Origin of the sequence: Bradyrhizobium sp. SZCCHNRI2009 (assembly GCF_032485115.1) — a bacterium.
Taxonomy (GTDB): Bacteria; Pseudomonadota; Alphaproteobacteria; order Rhizobiales; family Xanthobacteraceae; genus Bradyrhizobium.
Genome location: NZ_JAUEUH010000008.1, coordinates 306,364 through 332,151, shown reverse-complemented (window position 1 = coordinate 332,151; position 25,788 = coordinate 306,364). Strand labels below are relative to the sequence as shown.

The following is a 25,788-nucleotide window of genomic DNA, read 5'->3' as shown; positions in this document are numbered from 1 at the left end:
CGCTGCGTCCGCGCATGCCAATCACATGCGTGTCATAGAGACGCGAGACACGGCTTAAGGAGAAAGGACACATCATGCGTCGTCACCGTCGAGCCAAGATCGTCGCGACTGTCGGTCCCGCGAGCAATTCTCCGGAGATGCTGAAAGCGCTGTTCCTCGCCGGTGTGGACACCTTTCGTCTCAACTTCAGTCACGGCACCCAGGCCGATCACGCCAAGGTCCATGCCGCGGTCCGCGCCCTCGAGAAGGAGATGCAGCGGCCGATCGGCATCTTGATGGATCTGCAGGGTCCTAAGATTCGCGTCGGCACGCTGCGCGACAAGAAGATCCAGGTCGAAGCCGGCGAGACGATTCGATTTGTTCTCAACGGCACCGAGGGCGACAAGACATCGATTCCGTTGCCGCATCCGGAAATCTTTGCGGCAGTCTCGCCCGGTCACGATCTTCTGATCGATGACGGCCGCGTGCGCGTCCGCGTCACCGGCCTCGGCGACGACTGGATCGAGGCCAAGGTGATCGTCAGCGGCGCGATCTCCAATCACAAGGGCGTCAATCTGCCCGGCACAATTCTGGAGCTATCGCCGCTGACGGCCAAGGACCGTTCTGATCTTGCCTTTGGGCTCGACCTCGGCGTCGACTGGGTGGCGCTGTCGTTCGTGCAGAAGCCGTCCGACGTGCTGGAGGCGAGGGGCCTGATCAATGGCCGCGCCGGCATCATGTCCAAGATCGAGAAACCGGCGGCGCTGGAGCGGATCGACGACATCATCCAGCTCTCCGATGCGATCATGGTTGCGCGCGGCGATCTCGGCGTCGAGATTCCCAACGAGGACGTGCCGGGCAAGCAGAAGGAGCTGGTGCGCGCCTGCCGGCTCGCGGTGAAGCCGGTGATCGTCGCGACGCAGATGCTGGATTCGATGGTCGCGACGCCGACGCCGACGCGCGCCGAGGTCTCCGACGTCGCAACCGCGATCTATGACGGTGCGGACGCGGTGATGCTGTCGGCGGAATCCGCCAGCGGGCAATATCCGCGCGAGGCGGTGGCGATGATGGACAGCATCATCAAGGCCACCGAAGGCCACAAGATGTACCGCTCGATCGTCGAGGCGACGCAGCCGGGCGAGGAGCAGACGCCGCCGCATGCGGTGGCGACCGCAGCGGCCGATCTCGCCTCGGCGATCCACGCCAAGGCGATCGTGGCCTATACGTCGAGCGGTACCTCGGCCTCCCGCGTTGCGCGCAAGCGGCCGAGCCTGCCGATCCTGGCGATCACGCCGAACGAGGACACCTCGCGGCGGATGTGCCTGTTGTGGGGCGCGCACAGCGTGCTGTCGCAGGACGTGCAGAGCTACGAGGAGATGGTCGAGCGCGCGACCTTCTTCGCCGTGCAGGAGGAGTTTGCGGAAGCCGGCGACCTGCTCGTCGTCGTCGCCGGCATCCCGTTCGCGCAGACCGGCACCACCAACAATCTGCGCGTCGTCACCGTGCCGAGATAGGAGGCTGATTTTCCCTGTTCGCGCTGCCCGCCTGTCGCCTGATTGTCGCACCCCGCTGGTATCGCGGGGCAGTGACGAGGGACATCGCGAGTCGTCAAACGAGCGGTGTCCGGTCGCGGTCCGGCAGGATGGGTTCTGCCGGTGCGGCGTTTCGTCATCGCGGTGTCATCAGGGACTGTTAGGTGGGCGCGCATGGGACTTGAGACTGCTGGTGAAGAAAGCCCGGCTCGGCGCTTTCGGACGTTGTTCATCTCGGACGTTCATCTCGGAGCCCGCGGCTCGCAGGCCAATCTCCTCGTCGATTTCCTGCGTCACCATGATGCCGACACGATCTATCTGGTCGGCGACATCATCGACGGCTGGGCGCTCAAATCGAGCTGGCATTGGCCGCAGTCGCATAACGACCTGGTGCAGAAGATGCTGCGCAAGGCCCGCAAGGGCGCCAAGATCGTCTATGTCCCCGGCAATCACGACGAGTTCCTGCGCGGCTATTACGGCACGCATTTCGGCGGCATCGACGTCGTCGAGAACATCTTGCACACCGGCACCGACGGCAAACGCTATCTGGTGATCCACGGCGACATCTTCGATCTGGTCGTGCAGAATGCGCGCTGGCTCGCCCATCTCGGCGACAAGGCCTATGACTTCGCCATCCAGATGAACCGTCTGGTCAACTTCTTCCGTCGCATGTTCGGCGTTCCCTATTGGTCGCTGTCGCAATGGGCCAAGCAGAAGGTCAAGAACGCCGTCAACTACATCGGCGCGTTCGAGACGGCGCTGGCCTCGGAGGCGCGGCGGCATGGCGCTGATGGCGTGATCTGCGGCCACATCCATTGCGCCGTCATCCGCGACCAGGACGGCATTCGCTACATGAATTGCGGCGACTGGGTCGAGAGCTGCACGGCGCTGGTCGAGCACGAGGACGGCCGTTTCGAGATCCTGACCTGGACCGATCCGCAGCGGCAACCCGCGCCGGTTCCGCAGCTGGCCGCCCGCGCCGCCTGACACCGGTTCCCTTGCCTCTCGGCAATCGGGCGCGGTAAAATAGGGGTATGACAGCTCATTCCCCGATCCTGCCCGTGACCGCCGCCGACATCGAGGCGGCGGCACGCGTCCTCGCGCCCGTGGCCGTGCGGACTCCGCTGCTGCCAGCCCCCGTGCTCAACGAGCGGTTCAAAGCGAACGTCTTCGTGAAGCCGGAGGTGCTGCAGCGGACCGGCTCGTTCAAGTTCCGCGGCGCCTACAACAAACTGGCGTCGATCCCGCAAGCAGCGCGCGGCAACGGCGTCGTCGCATTCTCCTCCGGCAATCATGCGCAGGGCGTCGCCCATGCCGCCACATTGCTGGGCATGGACGCCACGATCGTGATGCCCTCGGATGCGCCAGCGGCCAAGCGCGAGCGCACCAAGGCGTTCGGTGCCGACGTCGTGCTCTATGATCGCGATCGCGAGGACCGCGAAGCGATCGCGCGCGACATCGCAGCAAAGCGCGGCTCGACGGTGGTGCCGCCCTATGACGATCCCTACGTCATCGCAGGGCAGGGCACCGTCGGTCGTGAAATCGCCGAAGATCTCGCGGCGCTCGGCCTGTCGCCGGATCTGGTGATCGTCCCGGCTTCGGGCGGTGGACTGCTTGCCGGCGTCTCGACCGCGGTCAAGGCGCGCTTTCCCAACACCCGGATGGTCGTGGCCGAGCCAAAGGGTTTTGACGACCATGCGCGCTCGCTACGGGCCGGCCACCGCGAGGCGCACGACGCAAAGGGCCGGACCATCTGTGACGCGCTGATGGCGGCGATTCCAGGCGAGATCACCTTCGCCATCAACAGCCAACTGCTGTCGGCCGCGGTCGAGGCTTCGGATGAGGAGGTGGGGCGCGCGGTCGGCTTTGCCTTCCGGGAGCTGAAGCTCGTGGTCGAGCCCGGCGGTTCGGTCGGGCTTGCAGCATTGCTGGCCGGCCGGCTGGATGTGGCGGGCAAGACGGTGGTGATCGTTTTGTCCGGCGGCAATGTCGATGCTGAGCTCTACGCCAGGCTGATCGCCTGACGATCAAGCCTCAGTGAAAGCTGAGGCCGCCTTTTGCAAATCCCCCGCCGCCCATCCGCAGTCCGGACTGCGCGACGTGCGGCGTGCTCCGCGCCGGGCCGCCCTGCATCCCGCCTTGGCCACGCGCCATCGACGGATGCGACGCGTTGATGTTCGGCTTGAACGGTCCGGAATTGCCGGGGAAGGGACGCCGCACTTCGCGGGCGTCGAATGGCCGCCCAGGACTGCGCTTCAGTGGATCGCGCTGGATTTTCGTAGCCACGGGCGGATTTGTCGGCGGCACGATCCTGTCGCGCAACTTGGTCTGAGCGATAGGCCCGGGATCGACGACCTTGTTGGGACCCGCGTTGTTGATGGCATTGCCTTTCGTGACCACCGTTGGCGGCAGCGGTCCGTGCGGCACGGTGGCGGCCGGCAGCGTCGGTTGCGGGGCTGGATGGCTCTGGATCTGCGGACCGGGATTGAACGGTCGCGCGATCGGTGCCAGTTGCGGTGGCATCATGAGACGGCTCGGTTGCAGCACGGGGATGGGCCGAGGCTGTCCCTGCAGCCGCAGTGCGACCGGCGCATATGGGCTGTCGGCATAGGATTCACGGAAGCTCTGATAGGCGGCCGGCGAATTCGCCAGCACGGCCTGGTGCCACGCCGCGGCCTGCACGAGGCCGGCGAGCAGTGCGCGGATGCGGTCGGCGAGCGGATCGCGCGGATACAGCTCGATGAACTCGCGATAATATTGCGGACGGTTCTCCGACAGCACGTAGTCATAGGCCTGCCGCACGGAACGGCTCGGCAGGTTGGCCGCCATCTGGATCACCGGCGTATTCTCGGCAGGGCGCGCCGCCGCGACCAGCGTATCCCCGAAGAAGGTGAAATCACTGGTCAACGAGGAGCTTTCCCATGGCGTCTGTCGTCCGTCGGTGCTCTGGTTCACCTGTAGGCGAATGCGCTTGAACAATTGCTCGATCGGCAGGTTCGGCTGCCGCGCCAGGTTCAGGAACGCCTGCGCGTACGGGCTGTGCTCGCCACGCCCGTCGAGCGCCTCGGCGCCGGGCGAGGTCGAGTATCCGAGGATGGAGCCGTTCGGCGCGTCGACGATGGCAAGTCCGCGTCCGGCATCGTTGATGGCAGGGAATGGATTGTTGCGGCAGGCGTCCAGCACGACGATCCGCATGCGGCTCGGGATGGCGTCGAGCGTTGCCATCAGGTCCACCAGACGGATGGTCCCCGTCGTCAGGTCGGAGGGCGCTGAGATACGGGCATCGATCGGGATCAGATAGTTCTCGCCCGCGAGCTGAACCCCGTGGCCGGCGTAGTAGACCATTGCCACGGTGTTCGGGCCGTGTGCTGCCACCCGGCTCGAGAAATCCTCGACGACCTTGAGCATCTCGTTCTGCGTCAGGTCGGTCGCCGTGATCACCTCGAAGCCGGCCGAGTTCAACAGCTTGGCAACAGCATGGGCGTCGTTGTCCGGGTTCTCCAGCGGCGGCGCGTTCTGATAGCTCGCATTGCCGATCACGAGCGCGACGCGTGGCTCGGCTCCTTGAGGGATCGCGGCGGGCGTGTTGCTCTCCTTGGCCGGTGAGGGAGCTGCCAGCGCGCGCGGTGGTGTGTGAAGGTTGTCGAGCTCACTGCCGGCGGCGAACGCCGAGTCCGGGCCGACCCAGGCCATCAGGCCCAGCAGCGCGGACATGAGCAGGGATTTCCAGGCGGATGTTACAGCGCGAAATTTCGGAACGGACACGGCGTTCTCCTCGAGCATGCGCAAAGCGAATGGCTTGAGGATCAGGCTACGCAGATCACGCAGCAGCGTACGTGATCCGCGTCACCCATCAACGCGGCACCTTTCGGTGCTCAGCGATCGAGGTTCAACAGGAGGCGGCCGAGATGCACTCGCCCTACGAGAAGAATGCGATCTTCTCAGGCTGGGTCATGCGACGGATCGGCGCCAACGAGTCGTTGGCGGGTGCCTGCGGCCGCTGCAGAAGGCCGTTCGACAGCAGCGTCGATCCCAGCGACGGCTCGTAGGCAGGCTTGGGCATCGCGGACGCGCTGGTGCTGTGAGCCGCGGCGGCGGTCGGGCGGACCTGCTGGATCGGCGCAACGTCAGCCTTCGGGGCCGCTGCGGGAGATTGAGCTGCGACCGCAGCCGCCACGGCGGCCAGGGTCTCGATGGTGATCGCCTCCGGAAGCGGTGGCGATACGGGCACGCTGGGGACCGGCGCCGGGGCTGCAGGCGAGGCCATGCGCGGGGCCGCCGCGGGCGGGGCCGGCATCGGCGGAGCCGACATCGTGGGCGCAGCGGGAGCCGGCGCCGCGCTGGCAACCGGGGCTTCTGCCGTGGTCAGCACGAGATCCGGCTCCGACGGCGCTGTCTCGCTGAAGCTCGCGACGATGTCGTCGTCGACCGAGGTCGGCTCCTCAATGTCGAAGCCGAGCGTCCTGGCCCGGCTGAACTCCTCATCGTCGATCGGATCGGGGGCACCCATCTCCGCCGCGACCAATTCCAGGATGGCTTCGTCGTGGGCTTCTGCGGCGACGGCGTCATCCAGGGCCGCCGCGGCGTGCTGCTCGATCTCGAGCAGGGCTTCGTCCACCGACGGCTCGGTCGCAGCTTCCGGGGGCTGCACCACCGCCGAAGCGGCGGTGTCGACCATCCTGGCCTCAACCGCTGCAGCCGCCATGATCACAGCATCAGCGCCGGAGGATGTCTCGACCGATTCGATCGCGGCCACTGCGGCAACGAGCGGAATGGTCATCTCAAGCCCGGCTTGGGCCGCCTCCATCTGTTCCGGCACGGGCTGCGGCTCCGGAGCCACCTGTGGCTCAGCCGAGACCGTCGCCGCCGCAGTCGGACCCGATGCGACATCGGGTGTCGGCGGGGCCGCAGCTTCGGTCGCCGGTTCGATCTCGTCAGCCGCGGGCGGAATGCTTGCTTTCTCCGCGTCGAACTCCTTCAGCCGCGTCTTGATGATCTCGAAGGCCGCAAGCAGCGCGACCTTGGGGTCGGCGCACGCAAGCTGGTCGCAGGCGGCCTCGATCGACGTGACCTGTGAATCGATCAGGTCGCAGATCCGCGAGTCCGCACCGATCTCGCGCCAGCGCCAGGAAATTTCCTTGATGATTCGGATGCCCTTGCGCACCGGCGCCAGGTTCTGCTCGAGGGCCATGCTGTCGACCGCAGTGGCGGCGGCGAGTGCGGCGTCTTCGACCGTGGCGCGGATCGCGGCCAGCGCTTCGGGCAGTGCCTTGCTGTCGGCCTGCTCGAACTCCTGCTGCTGCTGACGCTGTGAGGCCAGCGCATGCTCGATGCGGGCCACCGCGTCGAGCACCATGCTGGTGTCGGCATTGCGGTTGCGCTTGGCGTATTCGCCAAGGAACCAGCGGCCTCGGGACGTCTCCATGAAGGCGTCGCGGATCGCCTCGTAATCGGCCTCGTTCGGCTGAGCCGCACGGGCGGATATCGGCGAGAGGGCGAAGACTTCATCGACCATGGCAAACCTATCGCGCACATTGCTGCGCGTTGGCATAACGATCACCATGATATTGATCGAATCGCAATTGAATTGATGCCACTGTCCCGACAAATCTCCACCACATCGCCGGTATTGTCGCGCCGATTCGCGGACAGGTTGGGGCTGTTCTATGGCGCTGTGTTCGTGCTCTCGGGCACGCATCTGCCGTTCTTTCCCGTATGGCTACGGGCGATCGGCCTGGATGCCGCATGGATTGGGGTCATCGTTGCGGTTCCCGCCGTAACCCGCTTCACCGTCCTGCCGCTGATCACCGCGGTTGCCGAGCGCCGGCAGGCCCTGCGCGCCGCGATGCGGCTGACCACCTTCGCAACGGCATCGGGCTTTGTGGCTCTTGCCTTCCAGCGCGAACCCTGGCTGGTATTCCTGGTCTACGTGGCAACCTGCTGTCTCTGGACACCCGTTGTCCCGCTGACGGACGCTTATGCGCTCCGTGGCGTGATGAGCTATGGCCTGAACTACGGTCGCCTGCGGCTGTGGGGATCGGCCGCATTCATCGCCGGAACGCTGCTGTGCGGCGGGCTGGTCGACTTCGCGCCGTCGTCCGAGCTGATCTGGATCATCGTCTCGGTCGCGCTGTGCGGTGCGGCAAGCAGCCTGCTGCTGCAGGCGCTGCCGCCGCTGCCGCATGGCGCCGGCCTGGCCCGGGACGGGCGCAGTCTGCTGGGCAATCCGAGCTTCCTCTGCATCATCGCCGCTTCGGCGCTGATCCAGGCAAGCCATGCGGCCTACTACACGTTCTCCGCCATCGAGTGGAAGGCGCAGGGCTTCAGCGGGCTGACCATCGCTTGGCTCTGGACCATGGGCGTGCTGGCCGAGATCGTCGTGTTCGCCCTGTCGCCCCGGTTCACGCTGGCGCCCGCGAGCCTGGTCATGATCGGCGCGATGGCGGCCGTGCTGCGCTGGAGCCTCACGGCCCAGGAGCCCCATGCGGGTGGGCTCGCCGCGGTCCAGATCAGTCACGGCTTCACCTTCGGGCTGACCCTGGTTGGAACCATGGGGCTGTTGGTCCGCCAAGTGCCGGCGCAGCTGACGGCGCGCGGGCAGGGCTATTATGCGGCTGCGAGCGGAGTGGTCGGCTCGGCGGCATCGGCCCTCTCTGGGCCGGTCTATGCGGCCTATGGACCCGGTGTCTACTACGTGATGGCCGCGATGGCCGGAGCGGGCGGCGTCCTGATGTGGATCGCGCACCGAAGCCTGTCGTTTCAGCCCCACAACGCCTGATCGGGCGGATAGACCAGGCTGTCCTCGTAGTGCAGGCCGTGCTCGCAATCCTCGGCGAGCAGCAGCGGACCGTCCAGATCGACGAAACGGGCGAAAGGCGTCAGCAGCATGGCCGGTGCCATCGACAGCGATGTCGCCACCATGCAGCCGACCATGATGTCGAAGCCGAGCGCGCGCGCGGCTTCGGCCATCGCAAGCGCCTCGGTCAGTCCTCCGGTCTTGTCGAGCTTGATGTTGACGGCGTCATAGCGTCCGCGCAGCGCTTCGAGCGAGTCGCGGTCATGCACGCTCTCGTCGGCGCAGACGGTGAGCGGGCGCGCGATCTTTCCGAGCGCTTCGTCTTTCCCTGCGGGCAGCGGCTGCTCGACCAGCGTGACGCCGGCGATGGCGCAGGCTGCGAGATTGGATTCCAAATTCGCTTCGGTCCAGGCCTCGTTGGCGTCGACGATCAGTTGTGACTGCGGCGCCGCCGCTCGCACGGCTGCAATCCGCGCAGGATCGCCGTCGCCGCCGAGCTTGATCTTGAGCAGCGGGCGATGCGCGGCCTTGGCCGCAGCTTTGGCCATCACATCGGGGCTCCCGAGCGAAATCGTGTAGGCCGTGACGCACGGTGCCGGTGCGCGACGTCCGAGCAGGTCCCAGATGCGCCGGCCGCTCCGCTTGGCTTCGAGGTCGAGCAGCGCGCAGTCGAGCGCATTGCGCGCCGCGCCCGGCGGCAACGCCGTCTGCAGGGCGTTGCGGTCGAGACCAGAGGCGACCGCATCGCGCATCGCGAGCAGGGCGCTCAGCGCCGCATCGGGCGTTTCGCCATAACGCGGATAGGGCACGCATTCGCCGCGGCCAACCATCGTCCCGTGTCGCAGCTCCGCGATCACTGTCACGGCTTCGGTCTTGGCGCCGCGGCTGATCGTGAAGCTGCCGGCGATCGGCCAGTGGCCGATCCGAGCGTCCAGTATTGGAAAACCGTTGGAAGTCATTTGAAAGTCTGGCGCTTTGTGAACCGGAATGAGGCGCTTGGGACTTGCGCGATCTGACCGACTATGGCTGTTGATAGTGGTCTCCGGCAAGGTGGTAGCGACGCGGTGGGATTTTTCTCGTCAAGGAGCGGACGTCCAAGGCTCCGAGGATGGCCGTCGTGAAGGGCGGCCCTGATTTGCAGCGCAGTGGCGATGGCAACGCGCTGTCGCTGCGCGCGACCGGCGCCTGGACTGCGCCCTTTGCGCCGTCGCTCGAACGGCTCGTCGCCGATGCCGAAAAGCTCGCCGGCAAGAAGATCGATGTCTCCATCGACGTCTCCCAAGTCTCCAAGCTCGACACGTTCGGCGCCTGGCTGATCGAGCGGCTGCGCCGCAGCTTCACGACCGGAACCGTCGAGGTCCGGATCGATGGGCTCTCTGCGAACTACGCCAGCCTGGTCGACGAGGTTCGACGCGTCAGCACTGCGCCCAATGGCGACGCGACGATGGTGACCATCACCGGCATGCTCGGCCAGATCGGCCTCAGTGTCGCCGGCATCTTCGGCACGATCGCCGCGCTGATCGACATGCTCGGCGCCGTGATCGTCGCCAGCGGCCGGGTCCTCATTCATCCCCGCAGCTTCCGGCTGACCTCGACCATCCATCATCTCGAGCAGGTGTGCTGGCGCGCGGTGCCGATCATCGTGCTGATCACCTTCCTGATCGGCTGCATCATCGCTCAGCAGGGCATCTTCCATTTCCGAAGGTTCGGCGCCGACATCTTCGTCGTCGACATGCTCGGCGTGCTGGTGCTGCGCGAGATCGGCGTGCTGCTGGTGGCGATCATGATCGCGGGCCGGTCGGGTAGCGCCTACACGGCCGAGCTCGGCTCGATGAAGATGCGCGAGGAGATCGACGCGCTGCGCACAATGGGCTTCGATCCGATCGAGGTCCTGATCCTGCCGCGCATGCTCGCGCTGGTGATCGCACTGCCGATCCTGGCCTTCCTCGGCGACATCGCCGCGCTCTATGGCGGTGGGCTGGTGGCCTGGTTCTATGGCGGCGTCGATCCCGAGGCCTTCCTGCTGCGCCTGCGCGATGCGATCTCGATCGATCATTTCAAGGTCGGGCTGCTCAAGGCGCCTGTGATGGCGGCGGTGATCGGGATCGTCGCCTGCGTCGAAGGACTGGCAGTGCAGGGCAGTGCCGAGTCGCTGGGGTGCCACACCACTTCGTCGGTGGTGAAGGGCATCTTCTTCGTCATCGTGATGGACGGCGTGTTCGCGATCTTCTTCGCCGCGGTCGGGATGTGAGCTGAGATGATGCAGGAGGTCTCCGATCCGATCATTCGCGTGCGTGACGTTACCGTGCAGTTCGGCAAGACGCGCGTGCTCGACGGGCTCGACCTCGACGTCAAGCGCGGCGAGATCCTGGGCTTCGTCGGTCCATCCGGCGCCGGCAAGTCGGTGCTGACGCGCACCATCATCGGCCTCGTGCCGAAGCTGTCGGGCAACATCGAGGTGTTCGGCGTCGATCTCGACGCCGCCGATCGTGCCGGCCGCCGCGCCGTCGAGCGGCGCTGGGGCGTGCTGTTCCAGCAGGGCGCGTTGTTCTCCTCGCTCACCGTGCGGCAGAACATCCAGTTCCCGGTCCGGGAGTATCTCAAGGTCTCGCAGCGTCTGCTCGACGAGATCATGATCGCAAAGCTGGTGATGGTCGGATTGCGGCCCGATGTTGCTGATCGTTTCCCGAGCGAGCTGTCGGGGGGCATGATCAAGCGCGTGGCGCTGGCACGCGCGCTCGCGCTCGATCCGGAGCTGGTGTTCCTCGATGAGCCGACCTCGGGGCTCGACCCGATCGGCGCCGGCGATTTCGACGAGCTCGTCCGGACCCTGCAGCGCACTTTGGGACTGACGGTTTTCATGGTAACCCATGATCTCGACAGCCTGTATACGGCGTGCGACCGCATCGCCGTGCTGGGCGACGGCAAGATTATCGCCGCGGGATCGATGGCCGACATGCAGGCCTCCGAACATCCGTGGCTCCGACAGTATTTCCACGGCAAGCGTGCCCGAGCCGTGATGGGGTAGCGCGACGCGCCCCAGGGACGATTTTTGTGAGCGGGAGTGGGGACTGCCGCGACAAAGTTGATGGGGTGGGTGCCGCTGTCCGGCGCCAACCGACAGTGCACGGAAGCGGGGGCCGGATGACCGCCGCGACGTGCCGGTACCGGAGTTGGTAATGGAAACGCGGGCGAATTACGTCCTGATCGGGTCGTTCACGCTGGCTGTGATTGCCTCGGCGATCGGATTTGTCCTCTGGTTTCAGAGCCTGCACACGACCAAGCAGCGCAGCCCGCTGCGGGTCGTGTTCGAGGGTCCGGCCGCGGGTCTGCGCAACGGCGGCAGCGTCAACTTCAATGGTATCCGGGTCGGTGAGGTCATCTCGGTCAAGCTCGACAATCCGCGCCGCGTCGTCGCGCTGGCGATGGTCGAGAACAACGCGCCGATCCGCAAGGACACCCTGGTCGGGCTCGAGTTCCAGGGCCTGACCGGCGTCGCCGCGATCTCGCTGAAGGGCGGCGAGGAGGCTGCGCCGCCGCCGCCGCTCGACGAGGATGGCGTGCCGGTGCTGCGTGCCGATCCGACCCGGCTGCAGGACGTGACCGAAGCGATCCGAGCCACCTTGCAGAACATCAACAAGGTGGTCGCGGACAACCAGGACGCCGTGAAGAACTCGATCAAGAATCTCGAGGTGTTCACCCAGTCGCTGGCCCGCAATTCCGAGCGCATCGATGGCGTCATGAGCCGTGTCGACGGCATCATGGGCAAGGCCGATACCCTGATGCTCGGTCTCAACACGCTGGCCGGCGGCAAGGATGGCGGCGAGCTGTTCCTGACGGTGAAATCGATCCGAGAGCTCGCCGAGGATCTGGACAAGCGCTCCGGCGCGCTGATGGCCGATGGACGGCGCACGCTGTCCGACATCAGCCGCGCCGTGAACAATTTCGACCGCAATCCGACCCGGGTCCTATTCGGGGCCAGCAACGCTAGCCCGAGCAACGCCCAGGCCTCGCAGCCCGCGCCCGCGGCGCCCACCAGCGGGCGGCGGTGAGGGAGGCGGGCGGGCGCAGGGCGTAGCGAGAGGCAGCGCCTCGGTGCCCTCCGCGGCGATGCACCGATTGCTCCACGCTCGGCTTGGCATTGTCCCGTCTCATGCTGACTGGCATCCCGGGCGCCTGCAACGACGGCTGCCGTGCCGGTCGGGCCGGCGACGGGCAAATCCGAAAACGCTTCACTGGACCCCGATAAGCGAAACGGAGGCCTCGCGGCCTCCGTTGTCTATTCTCATCGCGGTCGGCTCCTCGCCATCCGCTAGTCGCTGTTCGCTGCTCCCGTCACGCCAGCCTTCCGGCGGCGTGGGCGAGCAAGGTGTAGACCAGCCCGGTCTCCGAGGTGAGCTGGGCACGCAGCGCCTGCGGATTGCGGTCGTCGCGTGCGACCTCGTCGAGCAGCCGCTCGAACTCGGTGATGTAGCGGTCCACCGTCTGCTTGAAGGTGCGGTCGGCGCGGTACTTGCGGGCGACCTCGTCGAACGCCTTCTGGCCGGCCGGGGTGTAGAGACGCTTGGAGAACGCCTTGGTCTCGCCGCGCTGGTAACGGTCCCACATCTCGGCCGCGAGATTGCGGTCCATCAGCCGTGCGATGTCGAGCGACAGCGACTCCAGCGGATTGCCCGACTGCTGCGCCGGACCGCGGCCACGCGGCGGCTGGGGCTGGCCGGCGGTGCTGTTGTCGGCCCGGTTGAGCAGGTCGGACAACCAGTTGTCGCTGCGCTGATCGGCGACCGGACCCATCGGCGGCGCCTCGACCCGGCGTGGCTGCGGCGGCGGGGCCGGCGGCTGCATGCCGAGATCCGGCGGCGGCAGGTTGGCGACGCTGGTCGCAGCCGGCTCGCGCAGGCGCATGTCCGGCCGGCCGCCGACGGCTGCGGCGACGATCGGCTCTTCCTGACGGATCACGGCCGCGGGGGCGGCGACCGCGGCGGGACGCGACGCGCTGACCACGTCGAGACCGCGGCCGTGATGCGCGACGATCCGGTTGAGTTCGGCCAGCGCCTCGATCTGGTCGACGATGACCTTGCGCATCTGCGCCGTGCTCTCGGCGGCCTCCTGCGGCATCTCCAGCACGCCGCGGCGCAGCTCGTTGCGCGTCGCCTCGAGCTCGCGATGCATCTCGGCGGTCATCTGCTTCATGCTCGACACCAGCGTGGCGAACTTCTCCGCCGACTGCTTGAACATCGCATCGGCTTCCTGCGTGCTCTGCTGGTAGATCTCCTGCATCTGCGACGTGGTGAGGCGGCGTTCCTCCTCCGCGTTGGCGCGGATGGCCTCGAACTGGCGGCTGAGCGCGGTCGAGCCGGCCCCCGCCGTTTCCGCCACGACCCGGGCGATGTCGCGGGCGCGCTCCTCGGCGGCCGCCAAGGACTCGTCGAGCAGAGTGGTGAAGCGCGTCAGACGCTGGTCGAGATCGGCGGTGCGCAGATCGATGGTGGTGACCAGCGATTCCAGCGTCGTCTTGCGATCCGAGATCGAGACGGTCGCATCGCGGTTGCTCTGCTCGACGATGGCCGCCGCCTCGATCAGCGCCTTGCCATGCGCGTCGAACTGGCCGGACAGCGAGTTGAGATCCTCCAGCGCCCGCGACGTCTTGGAGTTGAACACGTTGAGCTGGTCCTCGAGCGTCTGCGTCGCGGTGCCGTTGCGCGCGGTGACGTCGTTCATCGCGGTGACGAAGTCGGCCACCCGGGTGACCAGCGCCCGCTCCAGCGAGTTGAGGTTGTCGTGGGCGCCGGTCAGGACCTCCTGCAGCAGGATGTTGCCCTCGCGCAGACGTTCGAACAGGGCGACCGTATCGGTGCGCAGGATCTTGCTCGTCTCCTGCATCTCGGTGACCGCGGCCACCGAGACCTGGCGCGACTGCTCGATCGCCGCGCGCGAGGCCTGCTCCAGCTCCTTGAGCGACTTGGTGATCGCGGTGGTCGCGAGCTCTCCCGCCGAGGTGATGGTGCGGGCGACCTCGGAGCCGTTGCCATTGACGCTCTGGGCGAAGTTCTGGCCGCGGACCTCGATCGCCTTCAGCGCGTCGGTGGTGACGCGGTCGATCTCGATCGTGAGCTGGTTGGTCTTCGAGTTGAGTGCCTCCACAAGGGTGCCGCGCTTGCCGTCGAGCATCTGCGACAGCCGCTCGCTCTGCTGCTGCACATAGGTGACGATCTCGTCGGTCTTGCCGGTCATGGCCGAGCCGAACGAGTTGCCGGCGGCGAGCACCGAGCGCTCGATCTCGGTCGAGGTCGACTTGACCCGCGTGGAGACCTCGTTGGAGGCGGCGACGAGCGCGCTCTGCGCATTGAGCGCGCTGCTCTGGATCGCATCGGTGGTGTTCGCCGCGACGGAATTGATGACGCGCTCGATCTCCGACGACATCGCCTTGAGCTGGCCCGCGGTGTCGGTGGAGGTGGCGGTCAGCAGGTTCTGTGCCTCGCGCGCGCCGCCGACGATCACCGCGACCGTCTCGGTCGTGGTCGTCGTCAGCACCGCCTGGGCTTCGCGTGCGCTGCCGACCAGGGTGGCCGCGGTGTCGGCCGACGTGGCGGTCAGCGACATCTGCGCCTGGCGCGCGCTGTTGAGGATCGAGGTCGCGGTATCGGCGCCGACGGACGACAGCGTCCGCTCGACGTCGACGGCCAGCGACTTGACGTGCTCGGTTGCTTCCGTCGAGGCGGTGACGAGCTTCGACTGGACGTCGCGGGCGCTGTCGACGATCGCTGCAGCCGTGCTGGTTCCGACCGCGGCGAGCGTGCGCTCGACGTCGGCCGCCAGCGACTTGACGTGATTGGCCGCTTCGGACGAAGCGCTGATCAGCGTGCTCTGCGCTTCCCGGGCGCCGCCGGTGATCGTTTCCGCGGTGGTCGTCCCCGCGATCGACAGCGAGCGCTGGACGTCGACGGTCAGCGCCTTGACCTGTTCGGCCGCTTCGCTCGATGCCGCGAGCAGGGCATGCTGGGCATCACGGGCGCCCGCCGTGATGGCTTCGGCCGTTTCCGTCCCGGCACTGGTCAGCGAGCGCTGCACGTCGGCTGCGAGCGACTTCACGTGCTCGGCCGCGTTGGAGGAGGCGGACACCAGCGTGTTCTGGACCTCGCGTGCACCGGCGAGGATCGAGGCTGCCGTGGCCGAGCCGGCGGCCGTCAGCGCCTGCTCGACGTCGACGGCGAGCGACTTGACGTGGGTGGCGGCATCGGAGGAGGCGGACACCAGCGTGTTCTGGGCCTCGCGCGCACCGGCGAGGATCGAGGCTGCGGTGGTCGAGCCTGCCGCCGTGAGCGTGCGCTCGACGTCGGCCGACAGCGACTTGATCTGGTCGGCGGTCTCGCCGGAGGCCGCGACCAGCGTGGCCTGGGCCTCGCGTGCGCTGGTCAGCACGGCCTCGGCCGCGCTGCTGCCTGCGTTCGACAGGGCACGCTCGACCTCGGCGGAGGTGTTCTTCAACTGCGATCCGACGTCGGTCGAGACGTTGAGCAGCGCCTGCTGTGCCGAGCGGGCCCCGGTCTGGATGGTCTCGCTGGTGTTGACCACGAGGTTGGTCAGCGCCCGCTCCGCATCTTCCACATGCGACTTGATGCTGGCGGACAGCAGCTCGGCGCGGGTCATCAGTTCGTCGCTCGCCTGGCGGCCGCTGCTCTCGATGCGGCCGGCCACCGCCTCGACGCGCGAGCCGAGCAGGTCCTCGAACTGCGACACGCGATGGTCGATGTCCTTGGCGATCGAGCCGACGCGGGTCTCGATGCCCTGATGGATGTCCTGGAAGCGCGCGGTGACGGCTTCGGTCAGCTCGTAGCTGCGGCCGTCGATGATGTTCGACAGGCTGTGGATGCGCTGATCGATCGCTTCGAGCGCCTTGTCGGTGCCGTCAGTCAGCGAGGAGGTCAGTATGTTGAGGCGGGAATCGATCGACTGGATCGCCTGCGCCGAGCCATCGGTCAGCGAGGAGGTCAGCACGGTCAGCCGCGAGTCGATCGCGTGCAGCACCTGGGCAGCGCCGTCGGTCAGCGAGTTGGACAGAGTGCCGAGGCGGCCTTCGATCGTCGAGGTGACCGAGGTCGCGCGGTTGTCGAAGTTCTCCTCGAGCGACTTGAGGCGGCCCTCGACGCTGTCGTCGAAGGTCTTGATCTTCGCATCGAGCGAGGTGTCGAGGGTGGTGATGCGGGCCTGCAGATTGGTCTCGAACTGGTTCAGCCGCTGATCCAGCGTCGCCGTGATCTCACCGCTGTTGGACGACAGCCGCGTATCGAACGTATCGACATAGGACTTGAGATTGTCGGAGATTTCCTGGGTCCGCTGGCCCATGCGCTCGACGATCTCGCCGCCATAGGTCTTCACCGTGCGGTCGAATTCGGTGATGTGCCGGGTGATCAGCGCGCCCAGCGTCGAGCTGTCGCGTGCGAAGCGCTCGGCGAGCTCGGTGCCCTGGTTCTTCACCAGCTCGTCGAAGGCGCTGATCTGGATCGACAGCGTGTCGTGGGTGCTCTCGGTCTGGCTGACGACCTTGGCGACCAGCGAATTGACGGTCGCATCGAGCGACTCGCTCGCCTTCTCGCCTGACGTGACGATGTGGCCGGACATGCGCTGGCTCGCCTCGTCGATCTTGGTGACGAGATCGCCGCTGCGCAGCTCGAGCTCCAGCAGGAGGGACTCGCCGGACGCCTTGAGCTGGTCGTGAACCTGCTCGGTTCGCACCGAGATGCCGTCGACGATGGCCGCCGTGCGCTGCTCGAACTCGCTGGTGATGCGGTCGATGCGCTCGTTGAGCATCTCGTGGACTCGGTCCGACAGGTCGGCAAACTCGTCGTGGACGTGGCCGGTCTTGAAATTGAGGCTGGTGGTGAGCCGCTCCGAGGCGTCGAGCACGGCGCGGGTGGTCTCGGCGCTGGCCTCTTCGAGCCGGTCGAGCAGATCGCCGCCGCGCTCGCCGAGCGCGAGGATCATGTTGTCGCCGGCGTTGCCGAGCGCGGCCGTGATGTGGGCGCCGCGCTCTTCCAGCGCGCCGGTGATGCTCTTGGCGACCTCGTCGACCCGCGAGGCGATCGCGTCCGAGATCAGCGCGATGTCGTGGCGAAGGTCGATCTGGACGCCCGAGATGGCGCTCCGGACCTGCTCGGCCTGGCCCACGAGGTTGTCGCGCTGATGGGCGATGTCCTGGAGCAGGGCGCGGATGCGGACCTCGTTGTCGCTGTAGGCGCGCTCGAGCGCCGCAACCTCGTTGGCGACCAGCATCTCGAGCTCGCCGGCACGCGCGATCGCGCGCTCGACGCCGTCGCCCATCGCCGCGACCTCGCGGCGGATGGCCTGGCCGACGGTCACGATGGAATCGCTGACGGCGCCTTCCGGCTCGGAGAAGCGGATCGCGACCTGCGCCATCGACTGCGCGATCATGCGCAGCTCCTGGCCGCGCCAAGCGAGGCTCGCGAGGAAATAGAACAGCAGAACCGGGGCAAAGAACACTGCGGCGAGGCCTGCCATGACCAGCACGCCGCCGCTCTGGCCGATCAAGGTCTGCAAAGCGGGCAGGAAGCCGATGGTCAGCAGGACGCAGCCGACGATCCAGATGCCTGCAAAGGCGGTTGCCAGCGTGTAGACGCCGCGTGACGGGCGGCCCTTCTGGATCGCCTGCAGCAATTGGCCGATGGTCTCGCGGTCGTCGTTGGCCGGGCGGCGCGCGGCGAGCGGCGGCGGCTCGATCTCGTCAAGGCTGCTGCGGTCGATGCCCGGACGCGAGTCGAACGAATCCAGACTGGACACGCCGTTCGGCATGACGGGCGGAGCCCCGTCGGCGTGGACCGAGCTCTGCGAGTCCGTGGGCGCGGACGAATCGCTGATGTTCAAAGCCTCCTGAATGGCGGACAGCGCAACTTCAGTCGGGTCTTTGACCTTTTTCGGAGTGTTCGCCATGTTGAGTCCGAGCCCTCGTCTTAATTTCGATCCGGCGAGCCGCGTACGAGTGCCCTCTCGCAACGCTCGAACCGGACGTCATCCCTCGCAGGCACCAGGGGTGGCAAATTCCGCCAGGTGACCCACTCCATCCGGGCATCATCCTATTGGCTGTGCCTGTTGAAAGAAATGGCCGTGGTTAAGAGATTCTTAATCATCGTTAACAGCAGCCGCCGTTAACACTCTAGAAGTTCTGCGAATTCCCGTTTCTGCCGTGATTGGGGCAGAGCCGGGCCCAAATCGCGGCAAACCCGCGGCAATTGGGCCGGTAACAATGCATTAACCATTGTCGTGCTTGGCTTACCACAGGCGCGCGCGGCGCGCCCGGACCGGATTGCCGCCATGATTCCCGACCTTTCACGGATCGAATGGATGCCCTCGCCCCCGCTGGTTCCCGACGACGGGCCGATCAGCCTGGACCTGCTGCGCCGGATGACGCTCGGCGACAGCGCGCTCGAGCGCGAGGTGCTCGCCATGTTCTCCAGCCAGGCCGTCCGCCTGCTGGAGCGGTTGCAGGTGCTGCCCGAGGACGCCGCCACCGTCGCCCACACGCTGAAGGGCTCGGCCCGCGCCGTCGGCGCGCTCGACGTCGCCGACGCGGCGGAAGGGCTCGAAGCGGCGCTGCGGGCGGGCGACCCGGCCGATGCGCTGGCCTGGCTCGGCACGGCGATCGCGCAGGCCCGCGCGGCGATTTCGGAGATGCTCGGCGCGGCCTGAGCGGCCGGCGGCAGCACTAGCGCGGAGCGGAGCGGTCCGTTATAGGACAGCCCGACCTCATTCCCTGCGCAGCACGAGCACACATGGCCAAGATCACCTTTGTCGACCATACCGGCGAATCCAGAACCGTTGAGATCGAGAACGGCGCGACCGTGATGGAAGCGGCGATCCGTAACGCCATTCCCGGCATCGAGGCCGAATGTGGCGGCGCCTGCGCCTGCGCGACTTGCCATGTCTATGTCGACGAAGCCTGGCGCGAGAAGGTCGGCCCGCCGACCCCGATGGAAGAGGACATGCTCGATTTCGGCTACGATGTCCGGCCGAATTCCCGTCTTTCCTGCCAGATCAAGGTCTCCGACGAACTCGACGGCCTCGTCGTCTCCACCCCCGAGCGTCAGGCCTGACCGTTCGTCTCGCGCCCTCATCGCCGCGCTTCGGCTGATCGCCGCCAGGCCTATGCCGGCGGCGCGATCGCCATGCCGCGGCGGACCCACGGCTGTAGCGCAGCAATGAGATTCGGCGTCAGCGGCGCCGGTTTGCGCGTCACCTCGTCGATCAGGACCATGACCGCGGTGGCCGACGCCACGCAGCGCCCGTCCGAGAACACGACCTGCTCGCAGGTCACCGACGTGCGCCCCAGCCTTACGACCCCCAGTCCCAGCTCGATCGTGCCCGGCCAGCGCAGCTCGGCCCGGAAATGCATGTCCAGCCGCACCATGATCCAGGCCAGCCCGTCCTGGGTCAGGCCATGGCGCGGGTCTTTCATCAAGGTCACCCGGCCGGTCTCGAAGTAGGTCGCGTAGACCGCATTGTTGACGTGCTGGTTGGGATCGAGGTCGCCGAAGCGGACATTGTCCGTCAGCCGATAGGGAAAGTCCTCCAGGCGTGGCGCGTGGTCGCGGCGGGCCGTCTCTGTCACCGATTGATCTCCATCATTCATGTCCCCTTCAAACCCGGCTAAGCCCACCGCTGCAAGCCGCGCGCGAGCCAGGGGCGGCTTTTGTGCCTTCCCTGCGGCCACCCCGTTGGCTACAAATTCGGAACCGCCATCTGCCGCCATCCGTCGAGCGGCGCCTCCAACGAGAAGAGCGACATGAGCGAAGCGATCAAGACCGATGTGCTGATCATTGGCGCGGGCCCTTGCGGACTGTTTGCCGTTTTTGAACTGGGGCTGCTCGACATCAAGGCGCATCTGATCGACATCCTCGACAAGGTCGGCGGCCAATGCGCCGAGCTGTATCCGGAGAAGCCGATCTACGACATTCCCGGCGTGCCGATGGTGACGGGGCAGGGTCTCACCGATCAATTGATGGAGCAGATCAAGCCGTTCAGTCCGACCTTCCATCTCGGCGAGATGGTCGAGAAGGTCGAAAAGATCGGCGATCCCGGTTTTCGCGTCACCACCGATGCCGGCAAGGTGTTCGAGTGCAAGGTCGTGGTGATCGCGGCCGGGGGCGGCTCGTTCCAGCCCAAGCGCCCGCCGGTGCCGGGCATCGAGGCCTATGAAGGCACCTCGGTATTCTATGCCGTGCGCAAGATGGAGCTGTTCCGCGACAAGAATGTCGTCATCGTCGGCGGCGGTGACTCCGCGCTCGACTGGACGCTCAACCTGCACCCCATCGCGAAGCGCATCACGCTCGTTCATCGCCGCGACGACTTCCGTGCCGCGCCCCACAGCGTCGAGCAGATGCGCGCGCTCGTCGCCGGCGGCAAGATGGATCTGCGCATCGGCCAGGTGACGGCGCTCGAAGGCGCCAATGGCCAGCTGTCGGCTGCGACGATCAAGGGCAACGACAACGCGGTCGAGACCGTCCCCTGCGAGATGATGCTGCCATTCTTCGGACTGACGATGAAACTCGGTCCGGTTGCCGAGTGGGGCCTCGCGCTCGAGCACAATCTCATTCCAGTCGAGACCTCTGCCTTCGAGACCTCCGTGCCCGGCATCTTCGCGATCGGCGACATCAACACCTATCCCGGCAAGATCAAGCTGATCCTGTGCGGCTTCCACGAGGGCGCGCTGATGGCGCAGAAGGCACACCGCTACGTGTATCCGGAGAAGCGGCTGGTGTTCCAGTACACGACGTCGTCGTCGAGCCTGCAGAAGAAGCTCGGCGTCAACTAATTTGTCGGCGGTATGGAACCTTCCGCCGCCGGACCAACTCAAATGTGAAGAAATGTTTCCTGCGCGTGCCGGTTTCACCGGCGCGCCAGACCTGTTATGGGGCTGGAACGATGCATGAAACGGCCGTACTGTGCGGCCATTCATTTTGTGACTTGGTCAAGGTGAGATGATGATGCGCAATGCGTTTCCCCGACTTCGGCTGGTGCCTGGTGTGACGAAGCTCGCGATCGGCGCGCTCGTCGTTGCCGGTGCTCTGCTGACGCGGCCTGCGCTCGCGGCTGAGCCGACCGCGGCCGGTCTGTGGCAGAAGGTCGAGGATGGCAGGCCCGTCGGCTGGTTTCTCTTCATCGACCACGACGGCGTGTTCGAGGGCGTGATCGCCAAGACGTTTCCGCGTCCCGGCGACAATCCGAACGAGGTCTGTTCGAAGTGCAGCGATGACCGCAAGAATGCGCCTGTGCTCGGCATCTCCTTCGTGCGCGACATGAAGCGCGAGGGCCTGAAATACGAAGGCGGCAACGTGCTCAATCCGCGCGACGGCAACATCTGGAAGGCCAATATGCGGGTCAGTCCTGACGGGCAGACGCTGATCCTGCACGGCTATCTCGGCATCTCGCTGTTTGGCAAGGACGAGACCTGGACCCGCCTGCCGGACAGCAACATGGCGCAGATCGATCCTGCGATCCTCGCCAAATATCTGCCCTCGCAGGCGACGACGGCAACCGGCTCCGCCACCAAGCAGGCGCCTCCGATGATGAAGAAGCCGGCTGCAGTCAAGTAGACTGCTTCCGAACTGCGACCGTCCTCGCTCCTGGCCGACAAGGGATCGCGATCTCGGACACCGCGTCGGCGAAAAGCTTGATCCAGATCAACCGCGTGGTCGAGGACAAGGTCTCCATGATTATTCGAGCGTTGCTTGCCGGTGATCGTGCAGGCCATTGGCCGCAGCGGTTGGAATTCGACGAGGGAGCGATACTGATGCTGCGTTGGATCATCGCGGGGAGCGCGGCCATCTCCATGATCCCGATCGCCGCTGCTCAAACCTATGATTCCAATTATCCTGTCTGCCTACAAAGGTGGGAATGGGGTGGTAGCACCTATGTCGAATGCACCTATACGTCCTGGGATCAGTGTCGAAGGGCAGGCCGGGGCCTCGCGGCCATGTGCGGGAACAACCCATATTGGGCACAACGACAATCAGGATCGCTTGGCGGTGGTCGCCGTCGATTTGCGCGCTGAGCGTTGGGACGGCGAGGCCGACACGTTCTTCCAAGGCGGCCCGGCTCTCCATCCGCTCCCAACTCACCATGAGGTCCGCGATCTCGCCGCCCCGCAGCCCTTGTTCCTGAGCGCCCGCTCACGGAGGGGCGTCCCGAAAGACGGTGAGCGGAGCGGAGCGCTTCAGGCCGTTCTTCCTCTGCGATCCCTACCCGAATGGCCGACTACTGCCTCACCACGCCCGCCGGCGGCAGCGGCTGGCTGGTGACGTTGGGCTCGGCCGCATCGAGGTTGAGCACTTGCGCCGCGGCCGGAAAGGCGGCGTCGGCCATCACGGCATGGCCCTCCGCCGTCGGATGCACGGCGCCGCCATAGACCGCGGATAGCACGCCCCAGCTCGCATCGTGGATGTCGGACGGCTGCATCGCCGCCGGCAGCCCTTGCGGATAGGTCATCGCCGAGAAGTAGCTGTCGTTGGCATCGCGGATCCAGCGCGCGCGCGGCAGATAGGGACGATACTCGCTGGCGCCGCGGCCGCACAGCAGCGGCTCGTTGGCGGCGCTGACGATGTTCGGATCGAAGCTGGCGCCGTCGGCCGAAAAGCATTCGCGGTCGAACGGCGGATCCTGCGTCGAGCGGGCGCAGAAGCCGTGATCGGCAAACGCGGCCTGATGCGCATCGACGAAGGTCATGCGGTCGGCCTGCGGATCGCGGCACAGGACTCCCGCGGTACATTGCGCCAGCCCGCGCAGTGACGGCAGGAACTCGTTCTCGACGAAGCCCGCGACCTTGGCGAGCCGCTGCGGATTGGCATTGAACGATGGGTGGACCTCGAAACCGGCCGGACCACCCGGGCAGGGCGTGCCGGGGCCGCTCAGTGCCGGGTTGCCGTAGGAGGTGTAGATGACGTGCGAGAGGTCGCCGACCAGCGGCTTCAGCGCCTCGCGCAGCTTGGCAAAACCCTGCGGCAGGTCGCGCGCCAGCTCGCTGCGCGATTCCTCGACCGAGCCGATCACGCCCGAGCGCTTGAACAGCGTGCGTTCGGTCGGCGTATCGACGATGACGTCGGCGACGAGACCGGAGAAGTTGATGTCGTTGGCGCCGATCGACAGCAGAATCAGATCGAGCTTGCGGTCCGGCTGGCGACGCCTGGCCGCGGTCAGCGCCTCGCGCAGCTCGCCGAGCTGGCCGTTGACGCTGCCGGCGCAGGTGGTCGCGGCGCGGCCGGGCGTGCATTCGCGCGCGCGCTGGCTGCCGAACAGGCCGTCGGCGATGGTGGCGCCGGTGCAGGCGAGCGGCAGGTAGGTGACCGCGACGTGCGGATAGCGCACCGCGAGCGCCAGCGCCGTGCGGGTCTGGTAGCTGTAGAGCGAGCGATGGCAGGCCGCGTTGAGCCAGACCGCGCTGTGCTTCTGCCAGTTCTGCAGCGTGTCCGGCGCCTCGCAGGCGCGGCCGCCTTTGAAGCCGGCCCGGCTCGGCCGATAATATTGCGCGGTCGGGCCGCCGAGATAGGAGCGGAAGCAGAAGCCGTCGTCGGCGAGCGCGATCGGGCGGTCGGGATTGCCCTCGCCGGAGGCGATGCTGTCGCCGAGGCCGGCGATCAGGATGTCGCGGACCTGGATTCCGGTCGACACCTGCTGCGTGCCTTCCGGGCTGGCGACATCGACGGATGCGACGGTCTGGCGGCCGTAGCGGACGCGCAGGTTGACCGGTTCGGCGCAGTCGAATGTCGAGGTCTGCGGCCCGTCGCCGTCGTCGAACGACCACGCGCAGGTGGCGCCGACCGGGACCGGGCCGGTCAGGCGCACGGTGATCGGATGGTCGATCGGCGTGAGATAGCTTTCCTTGACGTTGTCGCGCGTGCACGGCTCGTTGATGCGGCCGGCGAGGTCGATGCAGAGCCGGTTGACGACGTTCCGGGCCCAGCCGCGGCCGTCGCTCTGCACCGCCAACGCCTGCTCGGCGGCGAGAATGGAGCGGTCGCGCGTGCTCTCGGTATGCAGCAGGAAGTCGCGCTCCTCCCGGAAGAGACGGAAGCGGTTGCGCACCTCCCAGCTGATCTGCAGCGGCGCTGCGCCGAACTGCGCGGCCGCCTCGGTGGCGGCGAGAGGGGCGAGCAGGCCGGCCAGGACGCAGGCGGCGAGCAGCGGACGAAGGGGCATTCGGGTCATGCGCAAGGATTCACGTCAGCGGTGGGGCGGAAATAAGAGGATCGCACGCGAGTTCAACCGGTCGAGGGTCGAACCGTCGCGTCATCCGCGAGACGATTGCTGCTCAGCGCTGGGAGTGGCGCTTGATGCGCTGGGGAACCGCGGCGGGCGCCGTGGCCGCGGCGCGCTTGGCGGCGACCTCGTCCTCGCAGGCTGAGTTCAGCCGGCGCCGCTCCTGCCACGGCTTCACGACGTTCAGCCAGAGTTCCCTGATGCCCATGATGGAGATCGCCGTCGCGAACGGGATCACGAAATACAGCACGCGGAAAACGAGCAGGGTGGCCAGCAACTGCTCGCGGCCGAACTGCGGCAGCGCCACGAGCATCGCGGCATCGAACACGCCGATGCTGCCAGGCGCGTGGCTGGCGAAGCCGAGCAGGGTGGCGAGGATGAACACCACCGACAGCGACAGGAAATCGATCGGCGGAGCGGCGGGGACGAGGAGGTACATCGCCAGCGCGCAGAAGCCGAGGTCGACCACTCCGATCAGGATCTGCACGAGCGTGAGCTGCGCCGAGGGCAGCACCACCTTCCAGCCGTTCTGGCCGAGCTGGCGCCGGTTCTTGCCGGCGGTCAGCCAGCCGAGATAGGCGAAGATCGCCCCGAGGATGCCGATCGCGATCAGCTGGTTCACCGCCGGGGGCAACTGGTCCATCGCGGTGGCGGCGGCCGGATGCAAGGTCATGCCGATGCCGAGTACGAACAGATTGCCGAGCCAGAAGGTCAGGCCTGACAGGAAGCAGATCTTGGCGACGTCGATCGCGGACAGGCCGTAGTCGGAGTAGATCCTGAACCGGATGGCGCCGCCGGTGAACACGGTGGCGCCGATGTTGTGGCCGATCGAATAGCTGGTGAAGGCGCTCATCGCCGCGATGCGATAGGGCACGTGTTTCTTGCCAATCGTTCGCAGTGCAAAATAGTCATAGAAGGTCAGCGTGCAGAACGCGCCGACCACACACAAGGCCGCGAGGGCGATGTGACCGGGCGGGATTTCGGTGAGCGCGGTCAGGATGACGCCGGCATCGACGCCCTTCAGCGTGCGCACGAGTGTCGTGATCGCGAAGGCGATGATCGCAAGGCTCGCTGCAATCCCCAGCCGCTTCCAGCCGATCCATTTCTTGAAGCCACGCCCAAGCGTGGTCAGCAGGCGCTGCATTCATCCTCCCGGCGGGGCGGTACTAGATCTTGGAAAAGAGGCGAAACCATTGATCGATAGGCGGGCAATTC

Annotated in this window: 19 protein-coding genes; 12 read left to right on the top strand and 7 right to left on the bottom strand. The window is 66.6% G+C overall.

Annotated elements, in window-relative coordinates:
• Positions 1–74: 74 nt before the first annotated feature.
• The 3 genes from pyk (at position 75) to QX041_RS27095 (ending at position 3,535) form a co-directional block, all read left to right on the top strand.
• Positions 75–1,493, top strand: a complete 1,419-nt coding sequence (gene pyk, locus QX041_RS27105; protein WP_316167133.1) for a pyruvate kinase — start codon at positions 75–77, stop codon at positions 1,491–1,493.
• A gap of 192 nt (positions 1,494–1,685) precedes the next feature.
• Positions 1,686–2,498 (top strand): UDP-2,3-diacylglucosamine diphosphatase, encoded by an 813-nt coding sequence (locus tag QX041_RS27100; protein ID WP_315828168.1) that lies wholly within the window; start codon positions 1,686–1,688, stop codon positions 2,496–2,498.
• A gap of 47 nt (positions 2,499–2,545) precedes the next feature.
• Entirely contained in the window at positions 2,546–3,535 is a 990-nt protein-coding gene (locus QX041_RS27095; protein WP_315753172.1) for a threonine/serine dehydratase, read from the top strand.
• Positions 3,536–3,545: 10 nt separating this feature from the next.
• Here the strand turns inward: QX041_RS27095 and QX041_RS27090 are convergent, their stop codons facing one another.
• Both QX041_RS27090 and QX041_RS27085 read right to left on the bottom strand, forming a co-directional pair.
• Complete coding sequence (locus tag QX041_RS27090; protein WP_316167132.1) at positions 3,546–5,225, bottom strand: caspase family protein; 1,680 nt, start codon at positions 5,223–5,225, stop codon at positions 3,546–3,548.
• Positions 5,226–5,430: 205 nt separating this feature from the next.
• Complete coding sequence (locus tag QX041_RS27085; protein WP_315753170.1) at positions 5,431–7,026, bottom strand: hypothetical protein; 1,596 nt, start codon at positions 7,024–7,026, stop codon at positions 5,431–5,433.
• A 75-nt stretch (positions 7,027–7,101) separates the two neighbouring features.
• Here QX041_RS27085 and QX041_RS27080 point away from each other — a divergent pair, with 75 nt between their 5' ends.
• Positions 7,102–8,289, top strand: a complete 1,188-nt coding sequence (locus tag QX041_RS27080; protein WP_315753169.1) for an MFS transporter — start codon at positions 7,102–7,104, stop codon at positions 8,287–8,289.
• On the opposite strand, the gene dgcA is transcribed toward QX041_RS27080, so the two are convergent.
• A complete protein-coding gene (gene dgcA / locus QX041_RS27075) occupies positions 8,271–9,266 on the bottom strand; it encodes an N-acetyl-D-Glu racemase DgcA (protein WP_316167129.1) in 996 nt (331 codons plus the stop codon). The genes QX041_RS27080 and dgcA overlap by 19 nt on opposite strands.
• A gap of 158 nt (positions 9,267–9,424) precedes the next feature.
• Between dgcA and QX041_RS27070 the strand changes: the two genes are divergently transcribed.
• The 3 genes from QX041_RS27070 to QX041_RS27060 all read left to right on the top strand — a co-directional run bounded on the left by QX041_RS27070 (position 9,425) and on the right by QX041_RS27060 (position 12,359).
• Positions 9,425–10,558: an ABC transporter permease gene (locus QX041_RS27070; RefSeq protein ID WP_316167241.1), complete on the top strand. Its 1,134-nt coding sequence runs from the start codon at positions 9,425–9,427 to the stop codon at positions 10,556–10,558.
• A gap of 6 nt (positions 10,559–10,564) precedes the next feature.
• Complete coding sequence (locus QX041_RS27065) at positions 10,565–11,335, top strand: ABC transporter ATP-binding protein (RefSeq protein ID WP_315712692.1); 771 nt, start codon at positions 10,565–10,567, stop codon at positions 11,333–11,335.
• 151 nt (positions 11,336–11,486) lie between these two features.
• Complete coding sequence (locus QX041_RS27060) at positions 11,487–12,359, top strand: MlaD family protein (RefSeq protein ID WP_316167128.1); 873 nt, start codon at positions 11,487–11,489, stop codon at positions 12,357–12,359.
• Positions 12,360–12,642: 283 nt separating this feature from the next.
• On the opposite strand, the gene QX041_RS27055 is transcribed toward QX041_RS27060, so the two are convergent.
• Entirely contained in the window at positions 12,643–18,255 is a 5,613-nt protein-coding gene (locus tag QX041_RS27055) for a methyl-accepting chemotaxis protein (protein WP_315712690.1), read from the bottom strand.
• Between the two features lie 381 nt (positions 18,256–18,636).
• On the opposite strand from QX041_RS27055, the gene QX041_RS27050 reads away from it, so the two are divergent.
• Both QX041_RS27050 and QX041_RS27045 read left to right on the top strand, forming a co-directional pair.
• The gene (locus QX041_RS27050) at positions 18,637–19,011 is read left to right on the top strand and encodes an Hpt domain-containing protein (RefSeq protein WP_315712689.1); all 375 of its coding nucleotides are present in this window, start codon (positions 18,637–18,639) and stop codon (positions 19,009–19,011) included.
• A gap of 83 nt (positions 19,012–19,094) precedes the next feature.
• Positions 19,095–19,415, top strand: coding sequence for a 2Fe-2S iron-sulfur cluster-binding protein (locus tag QX041_RS27045; RefSeq protein ID WP_315707114.1), 321 nt, complete (start codon positions 19,095–19,097; stop codon positions 19,413–19,415).
• Between the two features lie 50 nt (positions 19,416–19,465).
• Here QX041_RS27045 and QX041_RS27040 read toward each other — a convergent pair whose 3' ends face one another.
• Entirely contained in the window at positions 19,466–19,930 is a 465-nt protein-coding gene (locus tag QX041_RS27040) for a thioesterase family protein (protein ID WP_316167126.1), read from the bottom strand.
• 174 nt (positions 19,931–20,104) lie between these two features.
• On the opposite strand from QX041_RS27040, the gene QX041_RS27035 reads away from it, so the two are divergent.
• The 3 genes from QX041_RS27035 (at position 20,105) to QX041_RS27025 (ending at position 22,372) form a co-directional block, all read left to right on the top strand.
• On the top strand, positions 20,105–21,133 hold the full coding sequence (locus QX041_RS27035; protein WP_316167125.1) for an NAD(P)/FAD-dependent oxidoreductase: 1,029 nt from the start codon (positions 20,105–20,107) through the stop codon (positions 21,131–21,133).
• A 172-nt stretch (positions 21,134–21,305) separates the two neighbouring features.
• A complete protein-coding gene (locus QX041_RS27030) occupies positions 21,306–21,914 on the top strand; it encodes a DUF2147 domain-containing protein (RefSeq protein WP_316167239.1) in 609 nt (202 codons plus the stop codon).
• Between the two features lie 77 nt (positions 21,915–21,991).
• A complete protein-coding gene (locus tag QX041_RS27025; protein ID WP_316167123.1) occupies positions 21,992–22,372 on the top strand; it encodes a DUF3551 domain-containing protein in 381 nt (126 codons plus the stop codon).
• Between the two features lie 203 nt (positions 22,373–22,575).
• On the opposite strand, the gene QX041_RS27020 is transcribed toward QX041_RS27025, so the two are convergent.
• Both QX041_RS27020 and QX041_RS27015 read right to left on the bottom strand, forming a co-directional pair.
• On the bottom strand, positions 22,576–24,522 hold the full coding sequence (locus QX041_RS27020) for a hypothetical protein (RefSeq protein ID WP_316167121.1): 1,947 nt from the start codon (positions 24,520–24,522) through the stop codon (positions 22,576–22,578).
• 103 nt (positions 24,523–24,625) lie between these two features.
• Entirely contained in the window at positions 24,626–25,717 is a 1,092-nt protein-coding gene (locus QX041_RS27015) for a YbhN family protein (RefSeq protein WP_315712684.1), read from the bottom strand.
• Positions 25,718–25,788 lie beyond the last annotated feature (71 nt).